General features: G+C 71.2%; 18 protein-coding genes. 11 read left to right on the forward strand and 7 right to left on the reverse strand.

Translation table 11 applies throughout. The features are described 5' to 3' along the window. Positions 1 to 10 precede the first annotated feature (10 nt). Entirely contained in the window at positions 11 to 1,222 is a 1,212-nt protein-coding gene (locus tag PZB75_RS12210; RefSeq protein ID WP_275535332.1) for a PP2C family protein-serine/threonine phosphatase, read from the reverse strand. A 96-nt stretch (positions 1,223 to 1,318) separates the two neighbouring features. Between PZB75_RS12210 and PZB75_RS12215 the strand changes: the two genes are divergently transcribed. The 7 genes from PZB75_RS12215 (at position 1,319) to PZB75_RS12245 (ending at position 7,270) form a co-directional block, all read left to right on the forward strand. Further along, complete coding sequence (locus PZB75_RS12215) at positions 1,319 to 1,816, forward strand: MarR family transcriptional regulator (protein ID WP_275535333.1); 498 nt, start codon at positions 1,319 to 1,321, stop codon at positions 1,814 to 1,816. 155 nt (positions 1,817 to 1,971) lie between these two features. Further along, positions 1,972 to 3,261, forward strand: a complete 1,290-nt coding sequence (locus tag PZB75_RS12220) for an amidohydrolase family protein (RefSeq protein ID WP_275535334.1) — start codon at positions 1,972 to 1,974, stop codon at positions 3,259 to 3,261. 376 nt (positions 3,262 to 3,637) lie between these two features. Continuing rightward, entirely contained in the window at positions 3,638 to 4,012 is a 375-nt protein-coding gene (locus PZB75_RS12225; protein WP_275535335.1) for a hypothetical protein, read from the forward strand. Between the two features lie 70 nt (positions 4,013 to 4,082). After that, positions 4,083 to 4,901, forward strand: a complete 819-nt coding sequence (locus PZB75_RS12230) for a helix-turn-helix domain-containing protein (RefSeq protein ID WP_275535336.1) — start codon at positions 4,083 to 4,085, stop codon at positions 4,899 to 4,901. Positions 4,902 to 4,974: 73 nt separating this feature from the next. Continuing rightward, the gene (locus PZB75_RS12235) at positions 4,975 to 5,529 is read left to right on the forward strand and encodes a GNAT family N-acetyltransferase (protein ID WP_275535337.1); all 555 of its coding nucleotides are present in this window, start codon (positions 4,975 to 4,977) and stop codon (positions 5,527 to 5,529) included. Between the two features lie 38 nt (positions 5,530 to 5,567). Further along, a complete protein-coding gene (locus PZB75_RS12240) occupies positions 5,568 to 6,302 on the forward strand; it encodes a Mut7-C RNAse domain-containing protein (protein ID WP_275535338.1) in 735 nt (244 codons plus the stop codon). A 209-nt stretch (positions 6,303 to 6,511) separates the two neighbouring features. Beyond that, complete coding sequence (locus PZB75_RS12245) at positions 6,512 to 7,270, forward strand: SDR family NAD(P)-dependent oxidoreductase (RefSeq protein ID WP_275535339.1); 759 nt, start codon at positions 6,512 to 6,514, stop codon at positions 7,268 to 7,270. A gap of 119 nt (positions 7,271 to 7,389) precedes the next feature. Here the strand turns inward: PZB75_RS12245 and PZB75_RS12250 are convergent, their stop codons facing one another. Continuing rightward, a complete protein-coding gene (locus PZB75_RS12250; protein WP_275535340.1) occupies positions 7,390 to 8,583 on the reverse strand; it encodes an RtcB family protein in 1,194 nt (397 codons plus the stop codon). A 228-nt stretch (positions 8,584 to 8,811) separates the two neighbouring features. Between PZB75_RS12250 and PZB75_RS12255 the strand changes: the two genes are divergently transcribed. The 3 genes from PZB75_RS12255 to PZB75_RS12265 all read left to right on the forward strand — a co-directional run bounded on the left by PZB75_RS12255 (position 8,812) and on the right by PZB75_RS12265 (position 12,424). Then, positions 8,812 to 9,585 carry a DUF3558 domain-containing protein gene (locus PZB75_RS12255; protein ID WP_275535341.1) on the forward strand — a complete coding sequence of 258 codons (774 nt, stop codon included), beginning with the start codon at positions 8,812 to 8,814 and terminating at the stop codon, positions 9,583 to 9,585. Positions 9,586 to 9,743: 158 nt separating this feature from the next. Next, positions 9,744 to 10,610 carry a DUF3558 family protein gene (locus PZB75_RS12260; RefSeq protein WP_275535342.1) on the forward strand — a complete coding sequence of 289 codons (867 nt, stop codon included), beginning with the start codon at positions 9,744 to 9,746 and terminating at the stop codon, positions 10,608 to 10,610. 215 nt (positions 10,611 to 10,825) lie between these two features. After that, positions 10,826 to 12,424 carry a DUF2637 domain-containing protein gene (locus PZB75_RS12265; protein ID WP_275535343.1) on the forward strand — a complete coding sequence of 533 codons (1,599 nt, stop codon included), beginning with the start codon at positions 10,826 to 10,828 and terminating at the stop codon, positions 12,422 to 12,424. Here the strand turns inward: PZB75_RS12265 and PZB75_RS12270 are convergent. The 3 genes from PZB75_RS12270 to lysS all read right to left on the reverse strand — a co-directional run bounded on the left by PZB75_RS12270 (position 12,342) and on the right by lysS (position 16,217). Next, positions 12,342 to 13,172, reverse strand: a complete 831-nt coding sequence (locus PZB75_RS12270; RefSeq protein WP_275535344.1) for a sortase — start codon at positions 13,170 to 13,172, stop codon at positions 12,342 to 12,344. The two genes, PZB75_RS12265 and PZB75_RS12270, sit on opposite strands and share 83 nt — an antisense overlap. Before the next feature lie 145 nt (positions 13,173 to 13,317). After that, a complete protein-coding gene (locus PZB75_RS12275) occupies positions 13,318 to 14,094 on the reverse strand; it encodes an LPXTG cell wall anchor domain-containing protein (protein ID WP_275535345.1) in 777 nt (258 codons plus the stop codon). 329 nt (positions 14,095 to 14,423) lie between these two features. After that, complete coding sequence (lysS, locus tag PZB75_RS12280; RefSeq protein ID WP_275535346.1) at positions 14,424 to 16,217, reverse strand: lysine--tRNA ligase; 1,794 nt, start codon at positions 16,215 to 16,217, stop codon at positions 14,424 to 14,426. A 413-nt stretch (positions 16,218 to 16,630) separates the two neighbouring features. Here lysS and argS point away from each other — a divergent pair, with 413 nt between their 5' ends. Then, on the forward strand, positions 16,631 to 18,412 hold the full coding sequence (gene argS / locus PZB75_RS12285; protein ID WP_275535347.1) for an arginine--tRNA ligase: 1,782 nt from the start codon (positions 16,631 to 16,633) through the stop codon (positions 18,410 to 18,412). A gap of 80 nt (positions 18,413 to 18,492) precedes the next feature. Here the strand turns inward: argS and PZB75_RS12290 are convergent, their stop codons facing one another. Both PZB75_RS12290 and PZB75_RS12295 read right to left on the reverse strand, forming a co-directional pair. Further along, positions 18,493 to 18,930 (reverse strand): hypothetical protein, encoded by a 438-nt coding sequence (locus PZB75_RS12290; RefSeq protein ID WP_275535348.1) that lies wholly within the window; start codon positions 18,928 to 18,930, stop codon positions 18,493 to 18,495. 199 nt (positions 18,931 to 19,129) lie between these two features. Next, positions 19,130 to 19,738 (reverse strand): hypothetical protein, encoded by a 609-nt coding sequence (locus PZB75_RS12295; protein ID WP_275538928.1) that lies wholly within the window; start codon positions 19,736 to 19,738, stop codon positions 19,130 to 19,132. Positions 19,739 to 19,764: the final 26 nt, after the last annotated feature.

The following is a 19,764-nucleotide window of genomic DNA, read 5'->3' on the forward strand; positions in this document are numbered from 1 at the left end:
CCCTCACCGGTCAGGACACGTCCGGTCGCCCGTGCCAGTCCAGGCAGACCACCAGCGAGTCGTCCGCCGCCGGAGCCGGTGCCGGACCCCGATGTCCCAGAAGCGTCTCCAGCACCGCCCTCGGCACCTGCGGCGCCGGAAGCAGCCTCGTGTCACCGATCACCCTGTGCAGCGCGCGCCGGCTGTACTTCTCACCGGCGGGCGACAAGGCGTCGTACACACCGTCACTGACGAACAGCAGACGGTCCCCCGGCTCGACCTTGAAGTGCTGCGGCGTGTACACCGTGTCCTCGAACATCCCCAACGGCATCTGCGCCTCCAGTTCCACGGCCTCCACGATCCCCTCGCGCAGCCGCCAGATGCGGGGCGACCCGGCGTCGATGATCTCCACGTCCCCGGTCGCGAGGTCGAACCGGAGCAGCAGCATGGCCAGGTACCGGCTGCCCCGGTGTTGTCCGTACACGGCCTGGTCGGCGAGGTACGCCTGGTCTGCCAGGTCCAGGCCGGAGCGCCGGGCGTTGCGCAGGGCGTTGACCGCGAGGTTGGTGAGCAGGGCCGCGTCGATGCCTTCACCCATGCCGTTGTTGACCGTCAGCGTGAGATCGTCGGCGGACGTCGACCAGTCGAAGCTGTCCCCGTAGATGGCGTAGGCGGGCTCCAACTGGGCGCCGATGCTGTACTCCGTACGGGAGCACGAACGCCCCGGCAGCAGCTGCCACTGCATCTCGGCCGCCAGGGTCAGCCGCTCCGCCCTGCGGGCCCGCAGAAACACGTCGGTGTCCCGCTCGGCGACGACGATCTCGTGCGCCAGCGCGTCGGCGCACTCCTGGAGGTCGCCCACCACATCCGCGCCGGAACCGTGCGCGTCGTCGGTGGGACGGCCGTGCGCGTCGGCGGGGAGTGTGACGCTGAGCACCCCCAGCCGGTCGCCGCGGACACTGACCGGCAGGTGCGCCGTTACAGTGGACGCGGAGCCGTCGTGCACGAGGTGCGGCTCCTGGCTGCCGAAGGCACGGCCGGGGGCGGTGTCATGGACCGGTACGGGCCGACGGGTGTGCGGCAGTACGTCCACGGGCTGGAGCTTCGTCGTGGCGTAGTCGGCCATCAGGAGCTCCACCGCCAGGGCTCGGTGACGCCGCTCGATGAGGGCACGGAGCACGTCGAAGATCTGGTGCGGCGCGGCCTCGCGCAGTACGCGCTCGACCGCGCTGGGTCTGTCCATGTGTGACGCTCTCGCTTCCCTTGACATATCTTCATCACGCGACTGCTCGGATCGACCAGCCGGAACGGGCATAAAGTGCCCACTCGGGAGTGTCATATGCGCGAGGACCCCGCCGCCCTCCACCAGCACGCACCGGACGCCGTGCCCGAGGTGAGTCAGGTCCTGGAACTCCTGGAGATCGCCTGGGAGCGCAGTCGCGACGACCTCACCACCGCCCCGGTCTCGGCCGCGCAGACCCGCGTGATGTACGTCGTCGAACGCGAACCCGGCATCAACCTGAGCACCCTCGGCCGCCGTCTGTCGGCGGCCGCCCCCTCCGTCACCCGTCTGTGCGACCGCCTCCAGGCCGCCGGATTCCTCCGGAGGACCCCCCGCCCCGAGGACCGCCGCGAAACACAGCTGGAACTCACCGACGCGGGCGCGGCGCACCTGCGCGAGATCCGGCGCCGCCGCGAACAGGCCCTCCGCCACGCCATGAACCGCATGACACCCACCACGCGCCACGCGCTCACCACCGGACTCGCCGCGTTCTGCGAGGCCGTGACCGAACCCGCCCGGCCCATGTGCCACTCGCGCGGCCGGCACTCGGCCTGAGACCCGCCGATGCCGATGCGCCCGCGGAGGCACCGGCGTCCCCCGTGGCGGTACCGGGCGCACCGTGCCCCCGTCACCCGTTCGGCCCTGGCACGCGTGCGGCACGGGCGAAGGCACCGGAGCGTGAGGGGACGTTCCGTCGGTGAGGAGTCCCCATGTCGGACGAACGGGTGCTGCTGCATCACGCGCGGGTGATCGACGGCCACGGGCGTGAGCCGGTCGACGACGGTGCGCTCCTGGTCGACGGACCGTCGCTGCTCTGGGTCGGCCCGCTCGCCGAGGCCCCGGACGAGGCCGCGGGGGCTCGCCGGGTGGATCTGGGCGGCCGGGTGGTGTGTCCGGGATTCATCGACGTACATGTGCACTTCGCGCTCCCCGGGGAAGAGGGCAACCCGATCATGGGCGCGGGCGAACTTCCCACCTACCGCGCGCTCAAGGTGCTCGAACGCCTGCGGACCACCCTGGAGAACGGCGTCACGACCGCCCGCGACCTGATGGGGCTGGACGCCGGATTCCGGCAGGCGGTCGCGGAGCGGCGGATCGCCGGGCCGCGCCTGCTCGTCTCGATCGCGATGCTCAGCCAGCACGCGGGGCACGCCGACTTCACCCTCCCCGGGCACATCGACGGACTGGCCGTCGCGGTCGCCTTTCCGGGCAGCCCCGGCAACCTGGTCGACTCCGTGGACGGGATGCGGCTCCGTGTGCGCGAACTGGTCGCCGCGGGCGCGGACTGCGTCAAGCTCGCCAGCAGTGGCGGCGTCACCTCGCCCCACGACCGGCCCGAATGGCTGGGGCTGCGGCCGGAGATGATCCGGGCGGCGGTCGAGGAGGCCGAGGCGTACGGCGGTCTGCCGGTGGCCGTGCACGCCATCGGACGGCCCGGGATCGAGGCCGCCGTGCACGGCGGGGTCAGCAGCGTCGAGCACGGTTACGCGCTGGACGACGAGCTGCGCGCGGAGATGGTCGACCGCGGCCAGTTCCTGGTCCCCACCCTCCTTGAGACGGTCAAGGACCTCGACCCGACGCGTACTCCGCCCGCCGCGTACGCGAAGGGCGTGCGCTGGCACCGGATCGCCCAGGAATCGGTGGCCGGTTCGATCGCCGCGGGTGTACGGGTCGCGATGGGTACCGACAGCGGGCTGACGGCCGGCCACGGCAACAACCTCAAGGAACTGGAACTGCTGGTCCGCCTGGGCGGCATGACCCCGCTGGAGGCGATCACCGCCGCCACCCGCGACGCCGCCGAACTGTGCGGCGTCGCCGACGTCACCGGCACCCTGGAAGCGGGCAGGTACGCCGATCTGGTCATCACCGACGCCGACCCGCTGACCGACATCGGCGCCCTGGGCGATCCCCGTCGTATCCACGCGGTCGTGAAGGAGGGGAGGACCGCGATCGACCGGGCCGGTGTGCTGGGAGAGGCACTTCCCCCGCTCTGCCCCTGAGCGAACCGCCGGGCCGATGACCACGCCCACCCCTCGCACCCGGCACCCTCACCCGCTCCTCCGCCTGCCGCGCTCCCCCGCCTCGCTCGCCTCGTACCCCGACCCGCTCCCCCGCCCTCGTTCGCCTCGTACCCCGCGCGTTCCGACCCGCTCCCTCACCCTCCCTCCCCTCGTACCCCGCGCACCCCGACCCGCTCCCCGCCCCGGCCCCGCCCCCGCCCGTCCGACGCGCCCCCTCCCGCTCCCCGGTACCTCGTGAAGCGACCCCACGGCCACCCATAGGACACATTCGGCCAACCAATGGCCAAATAATGATCTTCAGTTGAGATGCGGAATATCCGATGTAGGGGACATCACCACATGAAGGAGGCGTGCCGTGGGCGACACCCTGCCGGCCCTGTTCATCCCCCTGCTCGTCCTCGTCGGCGGCGTCCACGCGGGCTGCTCGGCCTGGTGGCGCCGCCGGCATCCGGCCCCGCCGTCCCCGTACACCCACCAGGCCGTCCGCCTCGCGGAGCGCGCGGTGCTCATGGACGCCAAGGGCGTCATCGAGGACGCCCACTCCGTGCTCGGCGGGCTCTACGGCACCCCCGGCGAACGCATCCCGGACGGTCCGGCCGCCACCGATGCCACGACCGGAGCGGCAGCGTCGGCAGGAGCGGCAAGGGCGACCGAAGGGACCGGGCCGGCGGGGGCGACGGACGGGCCGGGCCACGAGCAGTCGCGGTCGACGCCCACCGGCCGACGGTAACGACCGTGGCCGGTGCCGCTCCCGCGCCACTCCCGGCACGAGGCACGGAAGCGGTCGTAGGATCGCCGACATGGCAGGACCCCGCCGCGACACCCGGGGCATCGTCGACGCCCCCGAACTGTTCACCCACGTCCGCTTCCGCCGCCGCGCCGCCGCCCCCGAACTACGGCCGTTCCTGGAGCACTACTGGCTGATCGACTGGGACCTCCCACAGCCGTACGCCTCCCATCTGGTGCCGCACCCCTCGGTGAACCTCGTCTTCCAGCGGTACGAGGACGAGGGCCCCGACTCCGGCCACGCCGAGGTCTCCGGGATCGGGCTCGAACTCTTCGTCCAGGAGCTGTCCGGCCGGGGGCGGGTGTGCGGGGTGCAGTTCCGTCCCGGCGGCTTCCGGCCGTTCGCTCCGGGGCGCCCGGTGTCCGAGTGGACCGGACGGCGGGTACCGGCGGACCAGGTGTTCGAGACCCCGTCCCCACCACCCGGCCCGGCGTCGGTGCTGGACCCGGCCGACGAGGACGCGCGGGTCGCCGCCCTGGACGCGTACCTGCTGGCGCTGCGCCCCGGACCCGACCCCCAGGCCACGCACGCGATGGCCGTGGTCGACCGGATACGCACGGACCGTACGATCCGACGGGTCGACGGGCTCGCCCGCGCCGAAGGGATCTCCGCGCGCTCGCTGCAACGCCTCTTCGCGGCGTACGTGGGCGTCGGACCCAAGTGGGTCATCCTCCGCTACCGCATCCACGAGGCGATGGAACGCGCCGAGTCCGACCCCCGGGTCGACTGGGCGTCGCTCGCCGCCGACCTCGGATACAGCGATCAGGCGCACCTGGTCAGGGACTTCACCGCGACGGTCGGCGTCCCGCCCACCATGCTCGCCGGCCGGTGACCACCCCGGGCCCCGGCTCCCGCCCCGCCCGCGGCCCGGCCGGACTGTCGGTACCGCGTCCTACAGTGCCGGTATGGAACACATCGCGTCACCGGTACGGATCGAGCCCTGGTCCGAAGGAGACCTGGACCTGCTGCGCCGCGCCAACGCACCGGAGCTGATGGACCACCTCGGCGGCCCCGAGACGGAGAAGCAGCTCGTCGCGCGCCACGACAGATACGTGGCGCTGAGCGGGGACCGGACGGGCAGGGGCAGGATGTACCGCATGGTCCTGGCCGGGGACGGGCGCGAGGCCGTCGGCACGGTCGGCTTCTGGGAGCGGACCTGGCAGGGCGGACTGGTGTACGAGACGGGCTGGGCCGTCCTCACCCCGTACCAACGGCGGGGCATCGCGGTCGCCGCGACCACCGCCGTCATCGAGGAGGCACGGGCCGAGAACAAGCACCGCCATCTGCACGCCTACCCGTCCGTGGCCAACGACGGTTCGAACGGCGTGTGCCGCAAGGCGGGCTTCACCCTGCTCGGCGAGTGCGACCTCGAATACCCGCCCGGGACCGTGCTCCGCACGAACAACTGGCGGCTGGACCTGCTGGGCGGGCCCGGCCCAGGGACCGCCGCCAGGCCGTAGCACGGAACGCGTGCCGTGGGCAGTGGCATCCTGACCGCGTGAACGGACCCGAGATCCACCTCGAAGTGGCCCCCGAACTGCGCCTCTTCGTCCCCCACGACCGCCGACCGGGCCGCACCACCGTGATCACCGACGGGGTGTCGACGCTCGGCCACGTCGTGGAATCGCTCGGCATCCCCCTCACCGAGGTCGGCCGGCTCCTCGTCGACGGGGACCCGGTGCCCGTCTCGCACATCCCGCACGCCGGGGAACTGGTACGGGTACGGCCCGTCGAGCGCCCCCAACTCGTCCCCGGCGCACCCCTGCGCTTCCTGCTCGACGTCCACCTCGGCACACTCGCCCGACGGTTGCGACTGCTGGGCGTGGACGCCGCCTACGAGAGCGAGGACATCGGGGACCCGGCACTGGCCACGCTCTCGGCGAGGGAACAGCGCGTGCTCCTCTCCCGGGACCGCGGCCTGCTGCGGCGGCGGGAGATCTGGGCGGGGGCGTACATCTACAGCGACCGGCCGGACGCCCAGCTCCGGGACGTACTGGAAAGGTTCGCGCCGCCGCTCTCACCGTGGACCCGGTGCACCGCGTGCAACGGGCCGCTGGCCGAGGCCGACAAGGACTCCGTGAGCGCCCGCCTCGAACACGGCACGCAGCGCTCGTACGACGTGTTCGCACAGTGCGCCGACTGCGGACGCGTCTACTGGCGAGGGGCCCACCACGCGCGCCTGGAGGCGATCGTCGACGCGGCGGTACGCGAGTTCGGCGCCGCGCCGGCCTGACTCCCGGGCGCCACGCACACCCGGACCGCCACACGCGCCCGCACCTCCGCACCTCCGGAAACGAACCGACCGCGCCGCACCGGCACGGACAACCGTCCCGTCGCCGACCCGGTCCGATCCCGCGCACCTCCATGAAGTCCCCGGTCCCCGCCGGGCCGGGCCCACCTATCCTGGGGCACGTATCGATCAGCTGCCCGAGGAGTCCCGTCATGGCCGCCACCCCCATCGCCGTCATCACCGGCGCGAGCAGCGGCATCGGTGCCGCGACCGCCCGGCAGCTGGCCGCCGCCGGTCACCGCGTCGTCCTGACCGCCCGCCGCAAGGACCGGATCGAGGCACTGGCCGCGGAGATCAACGCGGCGGGTCACGAGGCGACGGCGTACGCCCTGGACGTCACGGACCGGGCGGCGGTCGACGAGTTCGCCACCGCGTTCCGTACCCTCGCGGTCCTCGTCAACAACGCGGGCGGCGCCCTCGGCGCCGACCCCGTGGCGACCGGCGACCCCGCCGACTGGCGCCAGATGTACGAGACGAACGTGCTCGGCACCCTCAACGTCACCCAGGCCCTGCTCCCCGCGCTCACGGCGAGCGGCGACGGCACGGTCGTCGTCCTCTCCTCGACGGCGGGCCACGGGACGTACGAGGGCGGCGCGGGTTACGTCGCCGCCAAGCACGGCGCGCACGTCCTGGCGGAGACCTTGCGCCTGGAGATCGTCGGCACCCCGGTCCGCGTCATCGAGGTGGCCCCCGGGATGGTCAGGACCGAGGAGTTCGCCACCACCCGCTTCCGCGGCGACGAGAAGAGGGCGGCCGACGTCTACGCGGGCGTCGCGGCCCCGCTCACCGCCGACGACGTGGCCGACACGATCACCTGGGCGGTCACCCGCCCCAGCCACGTCAACATCGACCTCCTGGTGGTCCGCCCCCGCGCCCAGGCGTCCAACACCAAGATCCACCGCGAGCTCTGAGAGCGGCACCGGCGGCGGCCTCGGAAACCGCGTCCGCGGAAACCACCGTTTCCCAGCCGCGAATCCCTGAGGCCGCCGCCCCGGCGCCCGTCGTTCGGCGCGGAACGCGTCGACGGAGGTCACCCCTTCACGCACACCACCTGCTTCAGCTTGGCCACGACCGCCACGAGGTCCCGCTGCTGGTCGATGACCTGCTCGATCGGCTTGTACGCGGCCGGGATCTCGTCCACCACCCCGGAGTCCTTGCGGCACTCCACACCCCGCGTCTGGTCCTCCAGGTCCTGCGTGGTGTAACGCCGCTTCGCCGCGTTACGGCTCATGCGCCGGCCGGCGCCGTGCGAGGCGGAGTTGAAGGCCGCTTCGTTGCCGAGGCCCTTCACGATGTACGAACCGGTGCCCATCGACCCGGGGATGATCCCGTACTCACCGGAACCGGCCCGGATGGCTCCCTTCCGGGTCACGAGCAGGTCCATCCCCTCGTACCGCTCCTCACTGACGTAGTTGTGATGGCAGCTGATCTCGGGATCGAATGCCACCTTGGCCTTCTTGAACTCCTTGCGGACCACGTCCTTGAGCAGGCCCATCATGATCGCGCGGTTGTGCTTCGCGTACTCCTGCGCCCAGAAGAGGTCGTTCCGGTAGGCCCCCATCTGTGGGGTTTCGGCGATGAAGACCGCCAGGTCCCGGTCGACCAGGCCCTGGTTGTGCGGCAGCTTCTGTGCGACACCGATGTGGTGGTCGGCGAGTTCCTTGCCGATGTTGCGGGACCCCGAGTGCAACATGAGCCACACCGAACCGGAAGTATCTATACATACTTCACAAAAATGATTTCCCGATCCAAGTGTCCCCATCTGCCGGACCGCCCGCTGCTGCCGGAACTTGACCGCGTCCGCGACCCCGTCGAACCGCCCCCAGAAGCCGTCCCATCCCGCGGTCGGGAAACCGTGCAGGCGGCCCGGGTCCACCGGGTCGTCGTGCATGGCGCGGCCGACCGGGATGGCCTCCTCGATCTTCGAGCGGAGACCCGACAGGTCGCCCGGCAGATCGTTGGCCGTGAGCGATGTCCGTACCGCCGACATTCCGCAGCCGATGTCCACGCCCACCGCCGCCGGGCAGACCGCGCCGTGCATCGCGATCACCGAGCCGACCGTCGCGCCCTTGCCGTAGTGGACGTCCGGCATGACCGCGAGGCCCTTGATCCACGGCAGCGTCGCGACGTTCCGCAACTGCTGCATCGCGCCGTCCTCGACGGAAGCCGGATCGGCCCACATGCGTATGGGCACCTTCGCGCCCGGCACCTCGACGTACGACATAACCCCTCGATCCCCCTGAAAACACCGGCTCAGCGAAAGCGGATGAAAACGTACCGAAATCACTGAAACCACTGAAAAGTACGAAAGCGCAAAATCCGGCGCCAAGATCGACAAACAAGTCAGCCGACCGGCATTCACAGCAGCGCGTGCGATACACATTGTGTCCACCGGCCGCCATCGAGCGGCAACCCGTTTTCACACCGAAGGGGGCCTCGGACCGTGCGACCCATGGCGTACGTACCCGGCGTCGCGCTCGTCGCAGCGCTCGTCGTCGGCTGTACCGCCGGCTCCGGGACCGACGGCTCCGCCGCCGACAGCAAGCCCGGCAGCCCGACGGTTTCCGCCGCACCTCCCGGCAAGTACCGGACGCTTCCCAGCGCCTGCCGTTCCGTCGCCCGCGACACCCTGCGGGACCTCCTGCCGGGCATCGCCCAGCTGCCCGAACAGCAGCAGGAGCAGGCGTACGGCGGCACTCCGGCCGTCACCTACGACACCGACCGGCGCGTCGGCTGCCGCTGGAGCTCGGAGGCCACGGACGCGTCCCACAAGCTCGTCCTCGACTACGAGCGCGTCGTCTCGTACGACCCCGCCGTCAGCGACGACGACCGGGCGGACGCGGTGTACGAGCAGAAGAAGGCCGCCGCCCGGCTGCCCGCCGCCACCTCGACGGGAGCTTCGACCGGGGCCACCACGGGCACCCGGAGCAGCCCTCCGGTCTCCTCCACCAGCCCTGGCAGCGGCGGTACGGACGGCGGTACGGATCTGCGGCCCCGCGTCCTCGACGAGCTCGGAGATGCCGCGTTCCTGGACGATCTGCTCACCCCGGCAGGTTCCACCGCACAGCACCGCACGGTCAGCGTGGTGTTCCGCACATCGAACGTCGTGGTGACCGTCCAGTACACCGAGCAGCCCGCCTTCACCAGCGTGGTGCCCGACAGTGCGGAACTCCAGGAGAAGACCCAGGCACTGGCCCGGAAGCTGGCCCAGAGGATCAGCGAGTGACACCCGCCCACAGCCCCTCGCCGGGAGCACGGGACCGGCGTCCGGCGCCCGTGGGTGGGGCGGCGTCCCGCCGCCGTCCGTCGTACCGTGACCCTTCGACCCCTACAGTCGACCGAACACCTGTACGAGCACCCTCGTGCCACCCGAGTGAAGGAACCATGCACCGATCAGCTCCGCGACTCACCCGTCTGCTCGCCTGCGCCGCCATCCCGGTGATGCTCGTCGTCGCCGGCTGCTCGTCGGACTCCGACGGCAAGAAGGACAAGGAGTCGTCCTCCGCGTCCTCTTCCTCCTCGGGCTCGGCCTCGGCGGACGGGAAGTCGTCGGAACCCACCGTCGAAGCGGCGAAGTTCGCCACGCTGCCCGACCCGTGCAAGACGGTCACCCCGAAGACGATCGCCACCCTGGTCCCCAAGACCAAGAACAAGGCGGGCACGGCGGGCCGGTCCAGTGACGTCGCCATGCGTGGCAGCTGCTCCTGGAACGGCCTGGACGACCAGGGCGTCAAGGGCTCCCAGTACCGCTGGCTCGACGTCTCCCTCACCCGCTTCGAGTCCGATCAGACGCGGGGCAGCGGGGCCGAGCGCGCCCAGGAGGAGTTCGCGAAACAGGTCACCAAGGTGAAGTCGACGGACGGCGCCCTGAAGGTCGCGGAGGTCCCGGTGACCGGGGTCGGCGAGCAGGCCACCGCCGTCACGTACGAACTGACCAAGACCGACGAGGACTTCAAGTACGCCACGGTCGTGACCCGTACGGGGAACGTCGTCATCACCCTCACCTACAACGGCACGGGTTACGCGGGCGCGAAGCCGCCCGCCCCCGCCGACGTGCTCAAGGGCGCCCGGACCGCCGCCACGGAGGCGGTCGCCTCGATCGCGACCGCCAACAGCGCTTCGACGCCCACCGGTTCGCCGAGCGGATCACCCACCGGCGCACCGAGCGCTTCGCCGAGCGGATCGCCGAGCGATTCGGCCGCCCTCAAGAGCCCTGCGAGCCCCGGGACTTCGGCGAGCGCCAAGGCTTAGGACCTTTCGTTCGGATCACGCCGGGACCGTGCCGGGGAACCGACGGAGACCGGAACCGCCCGTTCCTCACCACGACCTCCCCGACGAGGTTTTCCGAAGCCCGGCCCTCCCCGAGGACCGGGCTTCGCCCCTCCCCGCGCATCATCTTCCGAACGCATGTGCCAGGCTGTGCCCCGCCGGAGTCGAAGTCGGAGAAGTCGGGAAGGGAGCCGCGGGTGGCCGCGATGCAGCTGACGCGCACGCACCGGGTGCTCATCGGAGTGGTCGTCGCCGGCGCGGTGGTCATCGCCGCGATCGGTTTCGCGGGCTCGTACGCAGCCGTACGCGAACTCGCCGAGGAGAAGGGCTTCGGGAACTTCTCCGTGGTCTTCCCGATCGGCATCGACGCGGGCATCTGTGTGCTGCTCGCGCTGGACCTGCTGCTGACCTGGTTCCGCATCCCGTTCCCCCTGCTGCGCCAGACCGCGTGGCTGCTGACCGCCGCGACCATCGCCTTCAACGGCGCGGCGGCCTGGCCGGACCCGCTCGGCACCGGTATGCACGCGGTGATCCCCGTGCTGTTCGTGGTGTCCGTCGAGGCCGCCCGCCATGCCGTGGGCCGCATCGCCGACATCACCGCCGACAAGCACATGGAGGGCGTGCGGATCACCCGCTGGCTGCTCTCGCCCGTACCGACGTTCCGGTTGTGGCGGCGGATGAAGCTGTGGGAGCTGCGCTCGTACGAGCAGGTCATCAAGCTCGAACAGGACCGGCTGGTCTATCAGGCCCGCCTCCAGGCCCGTTTCGGCCGCAGTTGGCGTCGCAAGGCCCCGATCGAGTCGCTGATGCCGCTGCGGCTGGCGAAGTACGGCGTACCGCTCTCCGAGACCGCGCCCACCGGACTCGCGGCGGCGGGCATCGAACCCGTTCTGCTGCCCCCGGTCCAGCCTCAGCCCTTGTCACCGGCGGTGGAATCCGCGGCCGGTTCCGCGACCGCGCAGCCCGAGTTGACGTACGCCTCGCAGCGGCCGGCCCAGCAGCAGGCTCAGCAGCAGGTCCACCAGCGGGCCCAGGAACGGGGTCGGTACGCCGAGGATCAGTACCCGGAGGACCGCTATCCGGAGGGTCCGTATCCGGAGGATCGCCACGCCGACGAGCGGTACGGGCCCCAGCAGCACCCGCACCACCCCGCCGGGGCGATCCCGGAGGAGGAGTGGTGGCCGCAGGAAGGCCCCGGCTCCCACGAAAGCCCCTGGTTCGCGGCGCAGCGGATACCGGACGACGCGTACGAGGGGGCGTACGACCCGGCGTACGAGCCCGTGAACGAACCCGCGTACGCCGCGGACGCGGAGCACCCCGAGAACGCGGCCCGCGCCGGACACCCCGAGCCGGACGCCCCGGTACCGGCCCCGGACCGGCCCACGGAACAGCGGCAGCCCCAGCCCCAGCCCCCACAACAACAGCAACAGCAACAGCAACAGCAACAGCAACAGCCGAGCCGACAACGTCGGCCGGAGACCGTCCCCGACCTGGAGTACGGCCCCGATCCCGTACCCGCGTCCACTCCCGACAGTGACAGCGACAACGACGAGTTCACGGCGCCCGGTCTGCCGGAGGGAATCTCCCGCGAGGACGCCTACTTCGCGGCCTTCCGCAAGTACACGCAGGAGCGCGGCGACTACCCGAACGCCCGTCAGTTCGCCCTGTACCTGCTGGATCTGTACGGCGTGACCGGCCGGACGGGCGGCCCGCTCAGCGAGAACTCGCTCCGTGGTTACCTTCGTGACTTCCGCCACCGCCATCAGGCTTCCATGGACGCGGAACCCATCGCGTAGGCGTCGCTCCGGACCGTCCGTCCCCTCTCCACGCCGAGCCCAGGATTGACGCCGAGCCCGGGGTCGGGGTCGGGGACGGGGTCGGGGTCGAAGTCGGGGTCGGGGTCGAGGTCGGGGTGGCGTAGATGACCACGTTGTCCCGGTACTCGTGGGCGTTCGCGTCCCAGCCCGTGCAGGTGAGCAACCGCAGGCTGGGTCCGGGGGTGGGACCGTAGACCGTCGCGTCGGGGAAGTCGTCCTGTGGGTAGACGGCGACGGCGTCGACGGTGAACCGGGCCGTGGTCCCGTCGGTGCGGCGGACCTCGATACGCATACCCGGCTTGACCGCGCTGAGCTGGTAGAAGGCAGCGGGGCCCTCGCGGGCATCGACGTGTCCGGCGATGACGGAGGTGCCGCGTTCGCCGGGCGTGACCGAGGAGGCCAGCCAGCTCGCGCGGGTGCGGTCCTCGGGCAGGGGCAGTTTCCCGTCGCCGGAGAGCTGGACCGGCACCAGAGGGACACTCATGCCGACGTCGGGGATGCGGACCACGGTCGGTACGGACCGGCTCATACCGTCGACCGGCCGGGCCGTACGCACCGAGGGCGCCCGGTCGGTCGGGACCGTACCGGCGGCAACGGGGCGGGGCGGCGGGCCGCTCCGGTCCACCACCGCCACACCCATCGCCACGGCGCCCGCGAGGATCGACAGGACGGCCGCCGCGGTGCACGCACCGCGGCGGCCCTTCCCGTGCGTGGAACGGGACTTCATCACCGGCACCCGACCGGGGAGCCGGTCACGCCCGCTCGACAGCTCGGGGAGCCGGTCACGCCCGCTCGTCGGCCCGGGGAGCCGGTCATTCCTGGCCGGCGCCCTGGCGAGGCGCTCATGCCCGCCCGACGGCCCAGGGAGGCAGTCATGCCTGACCGTTGGCCTTACGGCGTCGGATGGCCAGGAACCCGGCCCCACCCACGGCGAGCGCGCCGCCGGCCGCCATCAGCCCGGTGTGCTGCATGCCCTGCGTACCGCCCTCACCGGCCGCGACACCACCGGACATCTGCGCCCGCAGCACGCCGCACAGAGCGGGTGCGGTGGCGACCTGCGGGAGTTTGGGGTCGAGTTCACTGGCGCCCAGGACGTTGGTGAACTTGCCGCTGCCGTCGTAGTCGATGCCGTGCACGACGATGACCGCGTTGTGCTTGCGGATGCTGTCGGCGACCTTGTCGGTGACCATCTGGGTGCGCTCGTAGTGGAACGAGGAGCCCATCGGGAACCGCGTGACCGCCAGTGCGCTGGTCGGCGAGTTGTCCCCGTTGGTCGTCAGCGACGTACCGATCATCCCGTACGCCTTCATGCCGTCGCTGGTGCTCATCGACCTGTGCCCGTTGTGCGTGCCGGCGTCGGCGGGGGTGGGACAGCGTCCCTGGCCGTCGATGTGGATGTGCTGCGCGTGCGGCACCCCGCCGAGCAGACCCTTGGCGTCCACCGTCACGGTGGCCTCGTTGCCCTTGAGGTGGATACGGGCGGTGCCGGAACCGGTCACGTGGTTGGTCGGCACCGGGTTCAGCGTCGTCGTGAACACGCCGTTCCCGCTGTCCGTACCCGTGCCGCCGGCCGATGCCATCGGGGCCAGTGCCAGGGTGGTACCGGCCACGGTCAGGGCTGCGAGTGCCGTCGCGGCTATCTTGTTCAATGTCTGCTCCTTCGCTCCCGTCGGCATGACACACACCGACGGCCGCAGCCCTCAGGAGAGATCCGGGAGCCGCGTCATGAGACGCCCGCACGACTGTGCGCGCAGAGTCACCGTACGAAGACTCCGCGCGCACGGCGCGCCGGAAGGAGCCATTCGGGCAGGGAAGCGACCGCACCGCGTTCACACCGAGCGGGGCGAGCCGACCGCATCGCTTTCACGCCCGCTCACCGAAGCCGCGCCCGCTCACCAAGCGACTCCGACTCCGACAGCGACTCCGACAGCGACAGCGACAACACGGCGCAATCCCGCCCCGCCCCGTCCGTGAGCGTTCAGGCCCCCAGCAGCTTCCGCACCCGGTCCGCCCCCACCGCGAGCAGCAGCGTGGGCAGGCGCGGGCCGGTGTCGCGGCTCACGAGCAGCTGGTAGAGCAGGACGAAGAACGACCGCTGGGCCGCCTTCAGTTCCGGCGTCGGCTTGGCGTCCGGGTCCAGGCCCGCCAGCGTCTTCGGTACGCCGTAGACGAGCGTGGTCAGTCCGTCCAGGGACCAGTGGCTGTCCAGCCCTTCGAGCAGCAGCCGCAGCGACTCCCGCCCCTCGTCGTCGAGCGAGCCCAGCAGTTCCTGGTCGGGCTCGTCGCGGACGACGGTCCTGGCCTCGGCCGGGACCTGGGTGGTGATCCAGTTCTCGGCGCGGTCCAGCCGGGGGCGGGCCTGGTCGAGGGAGGTCAGCGGGTTCTCCGGGTCCAGCTCGCTCAGGATGCGCAGCGTCTGGTCCTCGGCGCCCGCCGTGATGTCGGCGACGGAGGCGAGGGTGCGGTACGGCAGGGGGTGCGGGGTGCGCGGCAGCTCCCCGGCGGCCGTGCCGATGGCCCGCGCGTGGGCGGCGGCGTCGGCGGGCAGCGCCGTCCCGTCGGCGACCTTGCGCTCCAGCGAGTCCCACTCGTCGTAGAGGCGCTGGATCTCCTGGTCGAAGGCGATCTTGAAGGACTGGTTGGGCCTGCGGCGGGCGTACAGCCAGCGCAGCAGCGGCGCCTCCATGATCTTCAGCGCGTCGCCCGGGGTCGGTACGCCGCCCTTGGAGGAGGACATCTTCGCCATGCCGGAGATGCCGACGAAGGCGTACATCGGGCCGATCGGCTGGACACCGTCGAAGACCTCGCGGACGATCTGGCCGCCGACGACGAACGAGGAGCCGGGCGAGGAGTGGTCGACGCCGCTCGGCTCGAAGATCACGCCCTCGTACGCCCAGCGCATCGGCCAGTCGACCTTCCAGACCAGCTTGCCGCGGTTGAACTCGTTCAGCCGGACCGTCTCGGCGTAACCACAGCCCGCGCAGGTGTAGTTCAGCTCGGTCGTGTCGTCGTCGTACGACGTGACGGTCGTGAGGTCCTTCTCGCAGTTGCCGCAGTAGGGCTTGTACGGGAAGTAGCCCGCGGAGTTCCCGCTGCCGTCGTCCTCGGCGGCGGCGCCGGACCCTTCGGCGGCCTCCAGCTCGGCCTCGTCGACCTTCTTCTGCTGCGGCTTCTTCCCGCCACCGGCGGCCCCGCCCTTCGCGGCCGGGTCCTTCTTGGTGCGGTAGCGGTCGAGGACGGCGTCGATGTCGGCGCGGTGCCGCATCGCGTGCAGGATCTGCTCGCGGTACGTCCCCGCCGTGTACTGCTCGGTCTGGCTGATGCCGTCGTACTCGACGCCCAGCTCGTCCAGCGCGGCCGTCATGGCGGACCTGAAGTGCTCGGCCCAGTTCGGATGGGACGATCCGGCGGGCGCGGGCACCGACGTCAGCGGCTTGCCGATGTGCTCGGCCCAGCTCCCGTCGACACCTGGCACCCCGGCCGGGACCTTGCGGTAGCGGTCGTAGTCGTCCCAGGAGATCAGGTGACGGACCTGGTACCCCCGGCGGCGGATCTCGTCGGCGACCAGGTGCGGGGTCATGACCTCGCGGAGGTTGCCGAGGTGGATCGGGCCGGAGGGGGACAGGCCGGAGGCCACGACGACCACGGGGGTGGTCTCCACCGAGGTCGCCCCGCCAGGCGCACGACGCTTCGCCTCGGCGATGACATCGTCGGCGAAACGGGAGACCCAGTCGGTCTCGGTGCTGCTCTGACTCTGAGCCACGGTCGGCACGTCCTTCTCTCTCGTACGGGCACCGCCCATTCTCCCAGCTCCCGCCGACAGCGCGAAAACGGGTTGTTCCGGCACATGGCCGACCCCACGGGCACACGACGGACCCGCCCCGGACGCGCCACGAAGCGGCGACGGACCCGCCCGGACGCGCCGTGAAGCCGCGCCGAACCCGCCACGGACATCGCGAAGGACACACCGCACCCGCCTCCGTCCCACGCCGCTCCACGCCCAACCCGCCCCACGCCCCGGAATACACCGCGCCTGCCTCCGCCCCGGAACACACCGCATCCGCCGGCGCCCCACGCCCCGGAACACACCGCACCCACCCCGCCCCGCGTCGCGAAAATCGTTTCGCCCTGCGTGGGATACTTGACGCGATCCCTTGTCCCCCTACGGAAACGGCAGCCCGTCCCATGCCTGAGTCAGGCCCGGTCCAGTCCCTCGCTTCCACGCTTCAGCAGCACCTCGCGGACGCCCTCACGGCAGCGCTGCCGGATGCCGGCACCGCGGACCCGCTGCTGCGCCGAAGCGACCGGGCGGACTTCCAGGCCAACGGGATTCTGGCGCTCGCCAAGAAGGTGAAGGGCAACCCGCGTGAGCTGGCGGACCGGGTCACGGCCGCCCTCCCGGCCAACGACCTGATCCAGGACATCGAGGTCTCCGGCCCCGGCTTCCTGAACGTGACGCTCACCGACCGGGCGATCACCGAGACCCTGGCCGCCCGCTCCGCGAACGGCGACCGGCTCGGCATCCCGTACCAGGCCGTGTCCGGCACGACCGTCATCGACTACGCCCAGCCGAACGTGGCGAAGGAGATGCACGTCGGCCACCTCCGCTCGGCGGTGATCGGTGACGCGATGGTGCAGATCCTGGAGTTCACCGGAGAGGACGTCGTCCGGCGCCACCACATCGGCGACTGGGGCACCCAGTACGGCATGCTCATCCAGTATCTGATCGAGCACCCGACCGCGCTGGGCCACGAGGGCGAGGGCGCCGAGGCCGGCGAGGCCGCGATGTCCTCCCTCGACCGGCTCTACAAGGCGTCCCGCGCGCTCTTCGACTCCGACGAGGAGTTCAAGGCCCGCTCCCGGGACCGGGTGGTGGCGCTCCAGGCCGGAGATCCCGAGACGCTGGCGTTCTGGCAGCGGTTCGTCGACGAGTCGAAGGTCTACTTCTACTCGGTCTTCGAAAAGCTCGACATGCGGATCGACGACCCGGACATCGTCGGCGAGTCCGCGTACAACGACATGCTGGAAGAGACCTGCCGCATCCTGGAGGAGACGGGCGTCGCCGTCCGCTCCGAGGGCGCGCTGTGCGTGTTCTTCGACGACGTGAAGGGCCCCGACGGCAACAAGGTGCCGCTGATCGTCAAGAAGACGAACGGCGGTTACGGGTACGCGGCGACCGACCTCTCCGCGATCCGCGACCGGGTCCAGCACCTCAAGGCGGACACGCTCCTCTACGTCGTGGACGCCCGCCAGTCCCTGCACTTCAAGATGGTCTTCGAGACGGCCCGCCGGGCGGGCTGGCTGAGCGAGGACGTGAAGGCCGTGCAGTTGGCGTTCGGCACGGTCCTCGGCAAGGACGGCAAGCCGTTCAAGACGCGTGCGGGCGAGACGGTCCGGCTGGTGGACCTGCTGGACGAGGCGATCGAGCGGGCGACCGCGGTGGTCCGGGAGAAGGCCGAGAAGGTGGGCCTGTCCGAGCAGGAGATCGTCGAGAACGGCCGGTACGTCGGAGTCGGCGCGGTGAAGTACGCCGACCTGTCGACCTCGGCGGTCCGGGACTACAAGTTCGACCTGGACCAGATGGTGTCGCTCCACGGCGACACGTCGGTGTACCTCCAGTACGCGTACGCCCGTATCCGCTCGATCCTGCGCAAGGCCGGGGACGCGAAGCCCGTCGCGCACCCGGAGCTGGGGCTGGCCCCGGCCGAGCGGGCCCTGGGTCTGCACCTGGACCAGTTCGGCGAGACGATCGCCGAGGTGGCGCGGACGTACGAGCCGCACAAGCTGGCCGCGTACGTCTACCAGCTGGCCTCGCACTTCACGACGTTCTACGACCAGTGCCACGTGCTGAGCGAGGACAACTCCCCCGAGGTCGTCGAGAACCGCCTCTTCCTCTGCGACCTGACGGCCCGCACGCTCCACCGGGGCATGCGGCTCCTCGGCATCCGTACGCCCGACCGCCTCTGACGACCACGCTCGCGGGCCCCGGACGACCGACCCGTCGTCCTCCGGGGCCCGCGAGCCCGGCCTGATCCGGACGAAAGGCCCTACGCGTGTTCCCGGGGCCGCCCCAGCGCCCAACCGGACACATCGGCGAGCCGCCCCCGCCACAGCGGCAGCGTGACGGCGTGCGGGCCGCCCGCCACCAGTGTGGCGTCGCGCAGATGAATCCACCGGGGCAGACTCTGCGGTCCGTCCTCGGCGGCCAGTTCGTCGAGCCCCTGGTCCACCGTCTCGGGGAAGTTGGCGATCAGGTTGGCGCCACCGCCCTCCACCTGCCGCAGGCTCCGCGCCCACTCCGCCTTCCACGCCTCATGGCTGATCAGTTCGCCGGACAGCACACCGCTCGGGATGTTGAGGGTGACCGGCAGGCTCGACCGCAGTTCGTCACCGAGCAACCGGACGAGCAGTTGGAGCTGCACGTCCGGTACGGGCTCGGTGACCACGGGTACGGGGTCGCGCAACGGCTCGACGGACTCGCTCATGGGCGCTGCCTCTCAGGTCAGGGACCGTCGGAGTGTTCGGATCGGTCGCAGTTCCATCTGCCCCCTGGCGCCACCGCCACGCACGACCGCCGGGGCCCGTCGGCAGACCCCACCAGCAGACGCACACGTCAGCAGGTCCGTAGATCAGCGGGCCGTAGATCAGCGGATCAGCGGGGCAGCGGGTCCGTAGATCAGCGGATCAGTAGGTCCGTACCTCCCACTCGCCCTTCTCGTCCCAGTAGTCGTACAACGGGCGGTCCTGGATTCCCGTCGTACGGAACGGCTTCCCGTTGTCGTCGATCCGCATCGTCCCGTGCCGGTCGCCGCTGACCCACTCCAGCTCCAGATACCACCGGACGTCGTACACCCGGGACGTCGCGACCACCTCCAGCACCACCGGGTCGTCGACGGACGTCTTGAGCGGCAGGGGCGCGGCGGGGAGGTCCGGTTCGCCGGCCCGCTCCGTCGCGACCGCCCTGAACAGGGGACGCGGCGCGTCGAGATTGATCTCGTACGTGGACACGGCGACCCCGCCCCCGCACCCCTCCCGCATCGAGTACGCGGGCCAGGCCGGGGTGGGCGAGCGCCCGACCACCCGTACGTGCATGGCCTGGAGGACCACGGGGACCTGTTCCTTGCCCTGGGCGACGAGGTCGATGCGCTTCGTCCCGCCCGGTACGGCTCCGAGGGCGCGCGCCCAGTTCCGCGCGTCCTGCTCGTAGGGCGGCGGCGGAACCTTGTCGGGTTTACGGTCCAGCAGATAGATCTGGCCGCACTGGCCCTCCCAGATGTCCGGGCGGATGTTCACGGCCAGGGGAACGCCGGTCCCGGTGC

This window comes from Streptomyces sp. AM 4-1-1, assembly GCF_029167625.1.
Lineage (GTDB): Bacteria > Actinomycetota > Actinomycetes > Streptomycetales > Streptomycetaceae > Streptomyces.